The 14,265-nt window shown below is 39.4% G+C and carries 16 protein-coding genes and 1 tRNA gene; 16 read left to right on the top strand and 1 reads right to left on the bottom strand.

Annotated features, from left to right (window positions below; genetic code table 11):
• Nucleotides 1-7 precede the first annotated feature (7 nt).
• From NSQ41_RS14175 to uvrC, 3 genes are all read left to right on the top strand, one after another.
• Nucleotides 8-988 (top strand): electron transfer flavoprotein subunit alpha/FixB family protein, encoded by a 981-nt coding sequence (locus tag NSQ41_RS14175; protein ID WP_063387439.1) that lies wholly within the window; start codon nucleotides 8-10, stop codon nucleotides 986-988.
• A gap of 182 nt (nucleotides 989-1,170) precedes the next feature.
• Nucleotides 1,171-1,485 (top strand): thioredoxin, encoded by a 315-nt coding sequence (gene trxA / locus NSQ41_RS14170; protein ID WP_063387440.1) that lies wholly within the window; start codon nucleotides 1,171-1,173, stop codon nucleotides 1,483-1,485.
• A gap of 117 nt (nucleotides 1,486-1,602) precedes the next feature.
• Nucleotides 1,603-3,375, top strand: coding sequence for an excinuclease ABC subunit UvrC (gene uvrC / locus NSQ41_RS14165; protein ID WP_094246311.1), 1,773 nt, complete (start codon nucleotides 1,603-1,605; stop codon nucleotides 3,373-3,375).
• A gap of 59 nt (nucleotides 3,376-3,434) precedes the next feature.
• On the opposite strand, the gene NSQ41_RS14160 is transcribed toward uvrC, so the two are convergent.
• Entirely contained in the window at nucleotides 3,435-3,884 is a 450-nt protein-coding gene (locus NSQ41_RS14160; protein WP_232515579.1) for a YslB family protein, read from the bottom strand.
• A gap of 300 nt (nucleotides 3,885-4,184) precedes the next feature.
• Between NSQ41_RS14160 and NSQ41_RS14155 the strand changes: the two genes are divergently transcribed.
• From NSQ41_RS14155 to NSQ41_RS14095, 13 genes are all read left to right on the top strand, one after another.
• A complete protein-coding gene (locus NSQ41_RS14155) occupies nucleotides 4,185-4,793 on the top strand; it encodes a succinate dehydrogenase cytochrome b558 subunit (protein ID WP_339196997.1) in 609 nt (202 codons plus the stop codon).
• Nucleotides 4,794-4,829: 36 nt separating this feature from the next.
• The gene (gene sdhA, locus NSQ41_RS14150; RefSeq protein ID WP_066247775.1) at nucleotides 4,830-6,581 is read left to right on the top strand and encodes a succinate dehydrogenase flavoprotein subunit; all 1,752 of its coding nucleotides are present in this window, start codon (nucleotides 4,830-4,832) and stop codon (nucleotides 6,579-6,581) included.
• 29 nt (nucleotides 6,582-6,610) lie between these two features.
• Nucleotides 6,611-7,375, top strand: a complete 765-nt coding sequence (gene sdhB, locus NSQ41_RS14145; protein ID WP_339196994.1) for a succinate dehydrogenase iron-sulfur subunit — start codon at nucleotides 6,611-6,613, stop codon at nucleotides 7,373-7,375.
• Between the two features lie 247 nt (nucleotides 7,376-7,622).
• On the top strand, nucleotides 7,623-7,847 hold the full coding sequence (locus NSQ41_RS14140) for a response regulator transcription factor (protein WP_063387446.1): 225 nt from the start codon (nucleotides 7,623-7,625) through the stop codon (nucleotides 7,845-7,847).
• Between the two features lie 236 nt (nucleotides 7,848-8,083).
• Nucleotides 8,084-8,518: a MarR family transcriptional regulator gene (locus tag NSQ41_RS14135; protein ID WP_339210183.1), complete on the top strand. Its 435-nt coding sequence runs from the start codon at nucleotides 8,084-8,086 to the stop codon at nucleotides 8,516-8,518.
• A gap of 10 nt (nucleotides 8,519-8,528) precedes the next feature.
• Nucleotides 8,529-9,347, top strand: coding sequence for a glutamate racemase (racE, locus tag NSQ41_RS14130; RefSeq protein ID WP_339210181.1), 819 nt, complete (start codon nucleotides 8,529-8,531; stop codon nucleotides 9,345-9,347).
• Nucleotides 9,348-9,448: 101 nt separating this feature from the next.
• Nucleotides 9,449-10,531 (top strand): GerMN domain-containing protein, encoded by a 1,083-nt coding sequence (locus tag NSQ41_RS14125; protein WP_144597666.1) that lies wholly within the window; start codon nucleotides 9,449-9,451, stop codon nucleotides 10,529-10,531.
• A 104-nt stretch (nucleotides 10,532-10,635) separates the two neighbouring features.
• Complete coding sequence (gene rph, locus NSQ41_RS14120) at nucleotides 10,636-11,406, top strand: ribonuclease PH (RefSeq protein WP_063387450.1); 771 nt, start codon at nucleotides 10,636-10,638, stop codon at nucleotides 11,404-11,406.
• Nucleotides 11,403-12,020, top strand: a complete 618-nt coding sequence (locus NSQ41_RS14115) for an XTP/dITP diphosphatase (protein ID WP_339210179.1) — start codon at nucleotides 11,403-11,405, stop codon at nucleotides 12,018-12,020. Before rph ends, NSQ41_RS14115 begins: the two co-directional genes overlap by 4 nt.
• Nucleotides 11,998-12,510 carry a metallophosphoesterase gene (locus tag NSQ41_RS14110; protein WP_130156110.1) on the top strand — a complete coding sequence of 171 codons (513 nt, stop codon included), beginning with the start codon at nucleotides 11,998-12,000 and terminating at the stop codon, nucleotides 12,508-12,510. Before NSQ41_RS14115 ends, NSQ41_RS14110 begins: the two co-directional genes overlap by 23 nt.
• Before the next feature lie 125 nt (nucleotides 12,511-12,635).
• Nucleotides 12,636-12,712: transfer RNA gene (locus NSQ41_RS14105), tRNA-Arg, on the top strand.
• 291 nt (nucleotides 12,713-13,003) lie between these two features.
• Nucleotides 13,004-13,774 carry a transposase gene (locus NSQ41_RS14100; RefSeq protein WP_339210178.1) on the top strand — a complete coding sequence of 257 codons (771 nt, stop codon included), beginning with the start codon at nucleotides 13,004-13,006 and terminating at the stop codon, nucleotides 13,772-13,774.
• Nucleotides 13,684-14,172, top strand: a complete 489-nt coding sequence (locus NSQ41_RS14095) for a transposase (RefSeq protein ID WP_339211635.1) — start codon at nucleotides 13,684-13,686, stop codon at nucleotides 14,170-14,172. The genes NSQ41_RS14100 and NSQ41_RS14095 overlap by 91 nt, the downstream gene beginning before the upstream one ends.
• The last annotated feature ends 93 nt before the right edge of the window (nucleotides 14,173-14,265 follow it).

The following is a 14,265-nucleotide window of genomic DNA, read 5'->3' as shown; positions in this document are numbered from 1 at the left end:
TGAAAAAATGGCTCGAAAAGTGTTCGTATTGGGAGAAATAAGGGATCAATTTTTAAGGAACGTATCATTTGAAGCGCTTGCAGCCGGCAAGATAATATCCGAAGGCGGAGAGGTGGTCGCCGGATTAATTGGAGAGAACGTTAGAACGCTTGCAAATGACATGATTTATTATGGAGCGGATAGGGTTGTCATCGTGGAAGATGAAAAATTGAAATATTATAGTCCGGACGGGTATTCACAAGCTGTCATGGCGATCATTGACAGTGAAAAGCCTGACGCTATTATTTTCGGACATACGGCATTAGGCAAAGATTTATCTCCAAAAATAGCGGCTAAATTAAACGCAGGTCTTATTTCTGATGCTACCGCTGTAGAAATAGTGGGCGGTAACGTTGTTTTCACAAGACCGATCTATTCAGGAAAAGCTTTTGAGAAAAAAATCATTACGGATGGGATTATTTTTGCGACCGTTCGTCCGAACAATATTCCACCTCTCGAAAAAAATGAATCAAGGAGCGGAGAAGTTGCTTCCATATCGGTAGAAATAAAAGATCTGCGCACGATCGTGCGTGAGGTTGTCCAAAATGCAGCGGAAGGCGTTGACTTATCTGAAGCAAAGGTGATCGTTGCCGGAGGGAGAGGGGTAAAAAGTGCAGAAGGGTTTGAACCGTTAAAAGAATTGGCATCTGTGCTCGGAGGAGCAGTAGGGGCGTCACGCGGTGCCTGTGATGCAAACTATTGTGACTACTCGCTGCAAATCGGACAAACGGGAAAAGTCGTTACACCGGATTTATATATTGCCTGCGGAATTTCTGGAGCCATTCAGCATTTAGCGGGAATGTCGAATTCTAAAGTAATTGTTGCAATCAATAAAGATCCGGAAGCGAACATTTTCAACGTCGCAGACTACGGTATTGTCGGAGATTTATTTGAAGTTGTGCCAATGCTTACGGAAGAATTTAAAAAATTAAAAATCCATTCCTCTTAACGTGTCCTGAATGGACTCGTATTTTTTTGAACAAATCCATTCCTCCTAGTATAAGTGGAGACGGGTCACGACGTACATAAAATACAAAAAATATGAAAAAATAGTTGCAGATCAAAACATTCGCTTCAAGCGAAAGAACATGGTATACTTCACATAGAAAAAGTGAATTAGGAGGAATTAAGATGGCAATTGTAAACGTTACTGACCAGAATTTTTCCCAAGAAACAAGCGAGGGTGTAGTATTGGCAGATTTCTGGGCGCCTTGGTGCGGTCCATGTAAAATGATTGCCCCAGTCCTTGAAGAATTGGATCAAGAACTTGGTGACAAAGTAAAAATTGTTAAGCTTAACGTGGATGAAAATCAAGAAACTGCCGGTCAATACGGAGTCATGAGCATTCCGACGTTAATCGTCTTTAAAAATGGTGAAGCAGTGGATAAAGCGATCGGTTACCAGCCGAAAGAAGCTTTAGCGCAATTGCTTAACAAACATTTGTAATATAAAATATAAAAAGAGGCGCTCACGAAAGTTACCTTTTGGAGCGCCTTCTTGCTTTTAAATGAAAACGGCTGAATAAATCCAGCACAGATTAGAATAAGTTGGAGTGTTTTACCGATGTATGAGCATTTAAAAGAAAAACTTTCGCTTCTTCCGAATAAGCCTGGCTGTTATTTAATGAAGGACAAAAACGGAACCGTCATTTATGTTGGAAAGGCAAAAGTATTGAAAAACCGGGTTCGTTCCTACTTTACTGGATCACATGACGGAAAAACGTTAAGACTCGTTCAAGAAATTGCCGATTTTGAATATATCGTAACATCCTCGAATATTGAGGCGCTTCTATTAGAAATGAATTTAATTAAAAAACATGAACCGAAATACAATGTCAATCTAAAAGATGATAAAAGCTATCCGTATATTAAAATTACTTCCGAGCGCCATCCGCGGCTGATCGTCACACGAAAAGTAAAAAAAGATAAGGGAAAATACTTTGGACCGTATGCAAACGTCCAAGCTGCGAGAGAGACAAAAAAGCTGCTTGACCGCATGTATCCTTTGAGAAAATGCAATTCGCTTCCAGACCGGGTTTGCATCTATTATCATATGGGCCAGTGTCTTGCGCCTTGTGTTCACGAAGTTTCCGAAGAAACGAACAAACAAATGGTGGAAAGCATCATCCGTTTTTTAAATGGCGGATATAAGGAGATCAAAAAAGAATTAACAGAAAAAATGCTGAAATGTGCAGAAAATCTTGAATTTGAAAGGGCAAAAGAATATCGGGACCAAATCGCGCATATCGAAGCAACAATGGAAAAGCAAAAAATGGTTCTCAATGATTTTATTGATCGCGATGTATTTGCTTATTATTACGATAAAGGATGGATGTGCGTCCAAGTATTTTTTATCAGGCAAGGAAAACTGATAGAACGGGATGTGTCCATTTTCCCTCTGTACCAAGAGCCAGAGGAGGAATTTTTAACATTTATTGGTCAATTTTACGCAAAGAACGACCATTTTCTTCCGAAAGAAATAGTCATTCCGGAAGATGTCAATGAGGAAATGGTTCGAGCTTTAGTACAAGTACAGGTCAGCAAACCAAAGAAAGGAAAAAAGAAAGATCTCGTACAGCTAGCTTATCAAAATGCAAAAATTTCGTTAAAAGAGAAGTTTTCACTCATTGAACGAGATGAAGAAAGGACGATCAAAGCAATTGAAAATTTAGGAAAGCAGTTGAATATTCCTACACCACATCGGATTGAAGCTTTTGACAATTCCAATATTCAAGGCGCGGACGCTGTTTCGGCTATGGTTGTTTTCATAGATGGAAAACCTGCGAGAAAAGAGTATCGAAAGTTTAAAATAAAAACAGTCAGCGGGCCTGATGATTATGAATCGATGAGGGAAGTAATTCGCAGGCGATATACTAGAGTGCTGAAGGAGGAGCTGCCGTTGCCGGACCTTATTATTGTTGATGGAGGAAAAGGACAGGTACAAGCAGCTATGGATGTATTAGAAAACGAACTGGGACTTGACGTTCCTGTTGCCGGGCTTGTGAAAGATGACAAGCACAAAACGAGCGATTTGCTTCTCGGCAACCGGGAAGCTGCTGTTCAATTGTCAAGAAGCAGCCAAGAATTTTATTTGCTTCAGCGCATTCAAGATGAAGTGCACCGCTTTGCCATTACGTTTCATCGACAAGTCCGCCAAAAGAATACGTTTAAGTCTGTATTAGATGAAATCCCCGGCATAGGACCTAAGCGTAAAAAACAACTGTTAAAATCGTTCGGTTCCGTTGAAAATATTAAAAAGGCATCGCTTGAAGAGCTAAAACAGGCAGGAATGCCTGAAAAAACAGCACAAAACATTTTACAATATTTCAGCGAATAGCGATGTAATAAAACAAATAGGAGGAAGCTTTTAAATCCTCCTACTGCCCTTTCATTCTGTTAAATTTTATCTTTTTCATCCCATTTTACAATGAAAATAACTTTGTTTAAGCGTTTGTTTATCTGTTCATACGCTTCTGTGACGACACCGTTCATACATTCGATTTGCTGCGCGATAAATCCTGCTTCTAGTTGGAAGGATAAATCTTTGAAAAGCTTCATCCTTTTTTCGATCAATTGGCCTGTTAATTCAAATTCCATTTCGTTTTTTTTCTGGCGAATAATATGAAGATCGCCCCATCCGGCTGATGAAAAAAAAGATATAAGTTCTTCTAACGTAGATAATTGAATTTTTCGAGCTAGCTGTTTGCCTGCCCAATACAAAATGGAATGATGCTCTTTTCCTAGAAGTTCAGGAAGTAAATAGTCGCGAAGCAGCAAAACGCTAAAAGGATGTAAGGTTATTTCTTCTAATTCTTTTAATTGATCGTGATATGACAGCTCTTTCAATCGTTTCCCCTCTTTCTAGCGAACAATTATATTATATCAGCTTTCACATAAGATGAAAGAGTTTATAAAATCAATTTCGGATACGGGAAATATTCTATTTTCCGATCAGAAAAAATGATTTTACTGAATAATACTTTGTAGACGTTTTCTTGACGGTACTACTTTATGGGAGTACAATGAATTTGTCCTATTATTTTAAGATTTCGTCATATTTTGTCGGCGGATTTTTACATGCCAAGCAGGGGGAGCAGGAGATTTTAAGAAATCTTTTAATTTATTAAGATTAGGGGGTAAACGCATATGTCTGGTAACAGAGAATTTGCAAACCGCAGACTACATTCACTTTTAGGTGTTGTACCGATTGGCGTATTTTTAATTCAACACCTGACTGTCAACCATTTCGCCACAAGGGGCGAAGAAGCATTTAACAACGCAGCGCATTTTATGGAAAATTTACCATTCCGCTATTTTCTGGAAATTTTCGTTATTTTCCTTCCTCTGTTATACCACGCCATTTATGGGATTTATATTGCTTTCACAGCAAAAAGCAATGTAGGTCGCTTTGGCTATTTCCGCAATTGGATGTTCCTGCTTCAACGTGTAACTGGTATTATTACCCTTGTTTTTATTGCATGGCATGTATGGGAAACTCGTATTGCCGCGATGTTTGGGGCTGAAGTTAATTTTGATATGATGGAATCCATTTTAAGCAATCCTGTTAGTTTAGTGCTTTACATAGTAGGCGTTCTTTCAGCGATTTTCCATTTTTCCAACGGTCTATGGTCTTTTGCAGTCAGCTGGGGAATTACGGTTACTCCAAAATCTCAGCTAGTCTCAACTTATGTGACAATAGGTATTTTTGTGTTGCTTTCAATCGTAGGTCTTCGTGCCATTTTTGCGTTTGTCTAATCTAACTAAATTGCGTTCAAGGGAGTGGGCGAAAAAATGAGTAAAGGAAAATTAATTGTTGTCGGCGGCGGCTTGGCTGGCTTAATGGCAACTATAAAGGCTGCGGAAGCCGGGGTGTCTGTTGACTTATTCTCGTTAGTACCTGTAAAACGTTCCCATTCAGTATGTGCTCAAGGAGGGATCAACGGGGCGGTAAATACAAAAGGAGAAGGAGACTCTCCGTGGATCCATTTTGATGATACGATTTATGGCGGAGACTTTTTGGCTAACCAGCCACCGGTTAAAGCGATGTGTGAAGCAGCACCGGGAATTATTAACCTTTTAGATCGCATGGGTGTTATGTTTAACCGTACACCAGAAGGATTGTTGGATTTCCGTCGTTTTGGAGGAACACAGCATCACCGGACAGCGTTTGCCGGAGCAACAACTGGACAACAGCTTTTATATGCATTGGACGAGCAAGTTCGACGTCACGAAGTAGCAGGTCTTGTGACGAAATATGAAGGCTGGGAGTTTTTAGGAATCATACAAGATGATGAAGGACGCTGCCGCGGCATCGTTGCTCAAGATTTAAAATCAATGGAGATTCAAGCTTTCCGTTCGAATGCCGTAATAATGGCGACAGGAGGACCTGGAATTATCTTTGGTAAATCAACAAACTCTGTGATTAATACGGGATCGGCTGCTTCTATCGTTTATCAGCAAGGAGCTTATTATGCAAACGGGGAATTTATACAAATTCATCCGACAGCCATCCCTGGAGATGACAAGCTTCGATTAATGAGCGAGTCTGCACGCGGCGAAGGCGGAAGAATTTGGACATATAAAGACGGAAAACCATGGTATTTCCTTGAAGAAAAATATCCGGCATATGGAAACCTTGTTCCTCGTGATATTGCAACGAGAGAAATATTCCATGTATGTGTAGACTTGAAATTAGGCATTAATGGCGAAAACATGGTATATCTTGATCTTTCTCATAAAGATCCAAAAGAGCTTGATATTAAACTAGGCGGTATTATCGAAATTTATGAAAAATTCATGGGTGAAGATCCAAGAAAAGTGCCGATGAAAATTTTCCCTGCCGTCCATTATTCTATGGGAGGTCTATGGATCGATTACGATCAAATGACAAACATCCCTGGTTTGTTTGCAGCTGGTGAATGCGATTACTCTCAGCATGGTGCGAACCGGCTTGGAGCAAACTCATTGCTTTCTGCAATTTACGGTGGTATGGTTGCAGGACCAAAAGCTGTTGAATATATGAATGGATTGGAAAAATCAGCTGACGATTTACCATCCACATTATATGATGCACGCGTAAAAGAAGAACAAAGCAAATGGGACGAAATCCTGAAAATGGATGGAAACGAAAATGCTTACGTTCTTCATAAAGAGCTTGGTGAATGGATGACGGATAATGTTACAGTCGTGCGCTACAATGATAAACTTCTAAAAACAGATGAAAAAATTCAAGAGCTTATGGAACGTTGGGAAAGAATTAATATTAACGATACTGCGAAATGGAGCAACCAAGGCGCAAGCTTTACTCGCCAGTTGAGAAACATGCTTGTGTTGGCTCGGGTTATTACGCTTGGAGCTTATAACCGTAATGAAAGCCGAGGTGCTCACTATAAACCAGAATTTCCAGAACGAAATGATGAAGAGTGGCTCAAAACAACTATGGCAACGTTTGCCGGCCTGAAGGAAGCTCCTAAGTTCCACTATGAAGATGTTGATGTATCACTCATTAAGCCTCGTGTGCGTGACTATACGAAGAAACATTAAAAAAGCTGGGAGAAAAGGGGGAGTAAACAATGAGTGAAAAAACAGTGCGGTTTATTATCACCAGACAGGATCGACCAGACACAGAACCATATCAAGAAGAATTTGAAGTGCCATATCGTCCGAATATGAACGTTATTTCGGCCTTAATGGAAATTCGCCGTAACCCTGTTAATGCCAAAGGAGAAAAAACAACGCCAGTAACATGGGATATGAACTGTTTAGAGGAAGTATGCGGTGCTTGTTCAATGGTCATTAACGGGAAACCGCGTCAATCATGTACAGCGCTGATTGATCAGCTGGAACAGCCTATTCGTCTCGAGCCGATGCGCACATTCCCGGTTATTCGCGATCTTCAAGTAGACCGCAGCCGCATGTTCGACTCTTTGAAAAAAGTAAAAGCATGGATACCAATTGACGGTACGTATGACTTAGGACCAGGACCAAGAATGCCTGAGAAAAAACGCCAATGGGCATATGAGCTTTCAAAATGTATGACGTGCGGCGTATGTCTTGAAGCTTGTCCAAACGTAAACAGCAAATCGAACTTCATCGGTCCAGCGCCATTATCACAAGTGCGTTTGTTTAACGCTCATCCGACAGGCGCGATGCATAAATCAGAACGCTTGGAAGCCATCATGGGCGACGGCGGACTTGCGAACTGCGGAAATTCCCAAAACTGCGTTCAATCGTGTCCAAAAGGAATTCCGCTTACAACATCGATTGCGGCATTAAATAGAGAAACAACTGTCCATGCATTTCGTAAAATGTTCGGAAGCGACTATATTGACAGCTGATGTATATTGTGAAAAAGGAACACCTTGCTATGTCAAGGTGTTCCTAATTTTAGAAACGGTTGAATCTTTCTCGAACATTTCCTCCTTCAAACGAGTCCCTTTAACGTAAAAAAGCTTCTTTTCGCCTAAAATGCACCTTTCTTTTATGAATCTTGTCACGGTCATCTTTTTGCGATCATACTATATGGTGACAATTTTTAAATCCATCCTGTCGACTGGCTCTCATCTGCAAGGAGGGTTACAATACTTGAATGAGAAGGATTTTCAGCCAAAACCGCTGCTAACTAAGAGAGAGAGAGAAGTATTTGAGTTATTAGTGCAAGATAAGACTACAAGAGAAATAGCCAGTGAACTTTTTATAAGCGAAAAGACGGTGCGGAACCATATTTCAAATGCTATGCAAAAATTAGGTGTGAAAGGGCGCTCACAAGCAGTCGTAGAACTTCTTCGTATGGGAGAACTAAAGCTTTAAACTAAAGAGGCAGCCTTAATGGAACTTCATCGTCGGCTGCCTTTTTAGATTGAAATGAAAGAATTTGTTTCAATCTTTATCTTTTGTACCATTTGCTTCTAAAAAAAGCGTGTGACTTTTTGAAAAAATTCGTCTTTCCACATTTTGAAAATACGGCTATGCTTGAAATTTTACATAAAAAAATGGAAAATAGATTTGATCTTATTTGTTAATCTTGAAAGAAAGGGTTCCCCGTTATGACGTACGTTTTCAATACTGTTGAAGAAATAGAAAAATCCCTCCGCTGCATAGCTACGAACTTAAAAAAGAAGGGCCGTGATATTTTAAGCAATTACTCGATTACTCCTCCGCAATTTGATGCGCTTCTGCTATTGAATGAATCAGGAAACATGACAATTGGAGAGCTTTCAAATAAAATGTATCTTGCATGCAGCACGATTACGGATTTAATTGATCGAATGGAAAAAAACAACCTTGTTAAACGGGTGAAGGACGAAAAGGATCGTCGGTTAGTCAGGATTCAATTGCTTGAAAATGGACAACGCGTTATTGAGGCTGCATTAGCGAAGCGGCAAGAATATTTAAGAGAAGTTTTGAAAAATTTCTCGGATCAAGAAATTGTTCAATTGGAAAAGCTATTAGCAAAATTGCAACAAGAAATGAAAGAATAGAGGCGATTTTTTGAATAGACCAATTGGAGTTATTGATTCAGGTGTTGGTGGATTAACTGTTGTTAAAGAGTTGATGAGGCAGCTTCCAAAAGAAGAATTAATTTATTTGGGTGATACCGCCCGATGTCCGTACGGCCCGAGGCCGAAAACGGAAATTCGACAATTTACATGGGAGCTGACCAACTATTTAATTTCAAACTTTCATATCAAGATGCTTGTCATTGCTTGTAATACTGCAACAGCAGTTGTATTAAAAGAAATTCAAGAACAACTTGAGATACCTGTGATTGGCGTGATTCAACCAGGGGCAAGAGCTGCCATAAATGCTACACGCTCAGGCCATATTGGTGTAATCGGGACAAAAGGGACTATATCGAGCGGTGCGTACGTTCGTGCGCTCAAAACGATTAACAGCTCTGTTATTGTGGAAAGTCTCGCTTGCCCTGAGTTTGTGCCGTTAGTAGAAAGCGGCGAATTTGAAGGTGAACGGGCGGAATATATTGTTGCAGAATCTTTACTTCCTTTTAAAGGAAAGAGAATTGATACGCTTATTTTAGGATGCACACATTATCCTCTATTACGGCCTTTAATTCAAAAATATATCGGGAAAGACGTAAAAATAATCACCTCGGGAGATGAAACAGCCCGGGAAGTGAGCGCTATTTTATCCTTTCATCATTGTTTAAACCAAGAGGATGGCAATAAAAACCACAAATTTTTAACTACTGGGTCGAAACAAATGTTTCAAAAGATTGCTTCAAAATGGTTCGGTCATCACATTGATCATGTAGAAAGTATAACTTTAACGAAAACAGTTTGCTCTAAATGAGCAAGCTGTTTTTTTGTCCATTGAATTTTTGGTTGGAGCTGGTCTATTTTTTTTCAATGCTCGTATACATAGTAGTACAAACTGCCTTAGGAGGGATTGTTATGCCAAAAAACAGATGGGTGAATGTGACAGCAGCAGTTTTGGCTACTTTTGTTTTGCTTTCAGGGTGTTCTTCATTTGGAAGCAAGAGTTCAAAACAAGAAATAGATCCGCCGCAGGATATTACCTATTTGGAGGACGGGGATCAGCTTGATCAACAATTAGACTCAGCGAAATCAACGTCCGACAAAGAGGAATCCTCAAAGGAAACGGTGAAAAGAGTTCTGTATTTAATTGACAAAAACGGAATGGTCGTTCCACAAACATTGGAGCTGCCTAACACGAAGGAAGTAGCCAAACAAGCCGTTGAATATTTAGTGGCTGGAGGGCCCGTTTCAAACATTCTCCCGAACGGGTTCCGTGCGGTATTGCCGGAAGATACAGTTGTTAAAGGAGTAGATATTAAAGACGGAACGGCTATTGTAGATTTCTCAAATGAATTTACTAACTACAAGCCGGAAGATGAAGAAAAAATTTTGCAGGCAATTACATGGACATTAACCCAATTTAAAAATATTAATAAAGTAAAGCTCTGGGTGAACGGCCATGAACTGAAAGAAATGCCAGTAAACGGAACCCCAATCGGCGAAGGAACGACTAGAAAAGACGGCATCAATATTGATACGAGCGATGCTGTTGATATTACGGATACTCATCCTCTAACCGTGTATTATATTGGGGAAGAAGGGGATAACGTATATTATGTTCCCGTGACAAAGAGGATCAGCAATGAAGAAAAAGACGAAGTCGTAGCTGCTGTTAACGCATTAGTTGAAGGTCCAGACCGTTCAAGCGGATTATTAAGCGAGTTTCAGTCTGAAGTGAAGCTGATTGAAAAGCCAAAATATGAAGACGGTCAAGTCACTTTAAACTTCAACGAAGCGATTTATGGAAGCTATGATGAGGAGAAAAAGATCGTTTCCAATCATGTTATAAACTCCCTTGTGCTTACATTGACGGAGCAGGAAGGAATAGAAAAAGTAGCACTAAAAGTGAACGGCAAGCAAGACCTTGTGAATGAAGATGGAAAAAGTTTGTCAGAGCCAGTGTCAAGACCTGAAAATGTAAACACAGGTAGTTTTTAAACATCTATTTTTGATATACTATAAGAATGAGACTTTAGAGGCGAGCATGATAGCTGCCTCTTCTTTCATGTTTTCGTACATTGCAGTTGGTAGGAGGGAAAACAATGCGCCTTGATGGCAGAAATCAAGATGAGTTAAGAGAAGTCACAATAGTAACGGATTATTTGAAGCATCCGGAAGGGTCTGTTTTAATAACGGTTGGAGATACAAAAGTGATATGCAGCGCAAGTGTAGAAGACCGTGTCCCTCCTTTTATGAGAGGTGAAGGGAAAGGATGGATTACCGCAGAATACTCCATGCTTCCGCGTGCAACGGCTCAAAGAACGGTCCGGGAGGCATCAAAAGGAAAAATCTCCGGAAGGACAATGGAAATTCAACGGCTGATTGGAAGAAGCTTGCGTGCAGTAGTTGATTTGGAGAAACTGGGTGAAAGAACATTATGGATTGATTGCGATGTAATTCAAGCGGACGGGGGAACGAGAACGGCTTCCATAACAGGTTCTTATGTTGCAATAAATCTCGCTCTCGGTAAATTATTCAATGACGGTGTACTAGATACATATCCTGTAACAGATTTTTTAGCAGCTACGTCTGTAGGGATCGTTCCTGAACACGGAGTCATTTTAGATTTGAATTATGAAGAGGACTCAGCGGCAAAAGTTGATATGAATGTTGTTATGACATCAAGCCGCCATTTTGTTGAATTGCAGGGAACTGGAGAAGAATCCACGTTTTCAAAAGAAGAGCTGAACTTACTGTTGGAATATGCTGAAAAAGGAATTTTGGAACTAATCGAAAAACAAAAAGCGGCATTAGGGGAATGGACTGCAAAAATTATCAATAACAGGGATCAGCGGGAAGAGGGATGCTCATGAAAGAATTGGTGATCGCCACCAAAAACAAAGGGAAAATCGAAGAATTTCGCGCGATGTTAGAAAAAAAAGGAATACAGGTCAAGTCACTGTTGGATTATCCGAATTTGCCAGATGTTGAAGAAACCGGCCAAACTTTTTATGAAAATGCTGTTCTAAAAGCGGAGACAATCAGCCAATTGCTCAATAAACCCGTTGTTGCAGATGATTCCGGGCTTTCGATTGATGCTTTAAATGGCGAACCAGGGGTTTATTCTGCCCGATATGCCGGAAATGAAAAAGATGATCAAAAAAATATTCAAAAGGTTTTAAAAAAAATGGAAGGCGTTGAAAATCGAAAAGCAAGGTTCATATGTGTTTTGACGTTTGCTGCTCCAGACCGTGAAACGATGACGGTGGAAGGTGTGTGTGAAGGACAAATTACAACTGAACCTCGCGGTGACAATGGCTTTGGATATGATCCTATTTTTCTTGTGGACGGCAAAGAAAAAACGATGGCTCAACTAGAGCAGTTCGAAAAAAACGAAATCAGCCATCGTGCAAAAGCTTTGAAGAAACTAGAAAAATTAATAGGCGATTGGGGAGAGGCTAATCGTGAAAGTTTTAATTATAAGTGATAGTCACGGTCTTACGGATGAGCTTGTGGAAATTAAGAAAAGGCATATAAACGAAGTAGAAGCAATCATCCATTGCGGTGATTCAGAGCTGAATGATGGAGCGGAACAAATTCAAGATATGTTGATCGTGAAAGGAAATTGCGATTTCCTTGGAAACTTCCCGAATGAAATCATTGAAACAATCGGAACCTATCGCTTTTTTATCACCCATGGCCATTTATATTCTGTCAAAACGACTTTAATGAAATTAAAATATCGTGCAGAGGAAGCGCAAGCGAACATTGTTTGTTTCGGCCATTCGCATATAGCAGGAGCCGAGCTTGTAGACGGGAAATTGTTTATTAATCCAGGAAGTATTTTCCTTCCGAGGATGAGAAATGAAAAAACTTATGCTATACTAGAATTGATGAATGGCCAAGCAATTGTAGATTTTTACAATCTTCATGGAGAGAAAATTTCAAACTTGTCCACTAAATTCCAATTTGCTTAACCACTCTTCCTTGAGGGAGAATTTTTCTCCCTCAAAAAATTTTTTTAAAAAAGTAGTTGACATACTTTTAGCATGAAATTATAATAAACATTGTCTTTCGAAAAAATAATAAAAAATTATCCAATGTCCCAGTAGCTCAGCTGGATAGAGCAGCGGCCTTCTAAGCCGTCGGTCGGGAGTTCGAATCTCTCCTGGGACGCCATTTATGTTAATTTTGAATAGGATGAATTTATTACATAATGCTCATAAATATTGATATGTCAATATTTATGAGCTTTTAATTTTTGCTTTTCTGATAAAGAGTTTGAACATTTTATCGGGTTTGATATTGTAGATCTTAATAAATACAATGAACATGCTTTAGAACAATTAGTAATTTAAGGTTCTATACTAAATGTTGGGGTAAAGAATTTCATAAAATAAAAAAGCATTTACGAAGTGCTCTCTTTTATAATGAAAGTGACCAAACCTCATTTAAAAGGAGACTTCGTAAATGCAAGACTATTGTATCACAAAACTGATTGGATTAGAAAATGTCATTGTGTCAAATATTGTAGAAACGGATACGCACCTAGAAATTTTTATCGAAACCAAACCTTGTCATCAAAGTTGTCCTCAGTGCGGGGAAAGGACAAGATCTATTCATGATTATCGCCTGCAGAAGATTCGAGATGTCAAATTTCGCGAAATGTATACGTATCTCATTCTAAAAAAGCGTCGCTATAAATGTACATCCTGTGGAAAGCGTTTCTATGAACGATATCCCTTCTTAGAGCGCTATCAACGTCATACGATACGTGTCCTTCAAGCCCTTCTTATCAAAGTGAGAACGGCCAATTTTAAGGAAGTGGCGAAAGAGCTTGGATTGGGACACTCAACGGTGATTCGATGGTTTGACCGTTATTATACTTATGAGAACCACTCATTACCACAAATTTTAGCCATTGATGAGTTTAAGGGGACAACCGAAAAAGGAAAATATCAATGTGTCATCGGAGACCCTCGAGGCTTCAAGGTATTTGATGTGATTCAAGACCGTAAGTTGTCCACGCTAAAAGATTATTTTCGTTCTTTACCGACTCATCGTGTTCAAATGGTGGTCATGGATATGTGGCAGCCGTATAAAATATTGGCTCAACAACTCTTTCAAAATCCAATTATCATCGTGGACAAATTCCATTACCTCGTCATAACTTCTGGGCACTTGAACGAGTACGAAAGAGAGTACAAAAGTCGTTCCAAGACAAAGATCGAAAATCGATGAAAAAGTTACGTTTTCTCTTACATAAACCGAAAGAGAAGTTAACCACAAGAGAACAGGAGCTCCTGCAATATTATTTAGAGTTGTCCCCCGATTTAAAGAAAGCTTACCAAGTGAAAGAAGTCTTTAAAAAATGGATGACACAAAGCAATGAACGCAATGTAAGGTTGAACTTAGAACAACTGTATCAAGCGATTGACGAATCAGGACTGGACGAATATCAGTACATGAAACGAACCTTTAAAAGCTGGGAGAAAGAAATCATCAATTCGTTTATGTATCCCTACACTAACGGTTATTTAGAAGGGATTAACAATAAAATGAAAGTCATTAAACGAATGTCTTATGGTATTCGCAACTTTCAACGACTTAGAAATAAGGTATTATGCTCACTTATTTAACTTTCATACGTATAAAAGAGGTGCACTTCACATCAAGTGCACCCCAACAATTGACATAGAACCATTGTAAATAAAGGATGAAGAAACCATTTT

This window comes from Aeribacillus sp. FSL K6-8210, assembly GCF_037963925.1.
In the GTDB taxonomy this organism is placed as follows: Bacteria; Bacillota; Bacilli; order Bacillales; family Aeribacillaceae; genus Aeribacillus; species Aeribacillus composti.
This window is presented reverse-complemented; position numbering and strand designations above follow the sequence as displayed.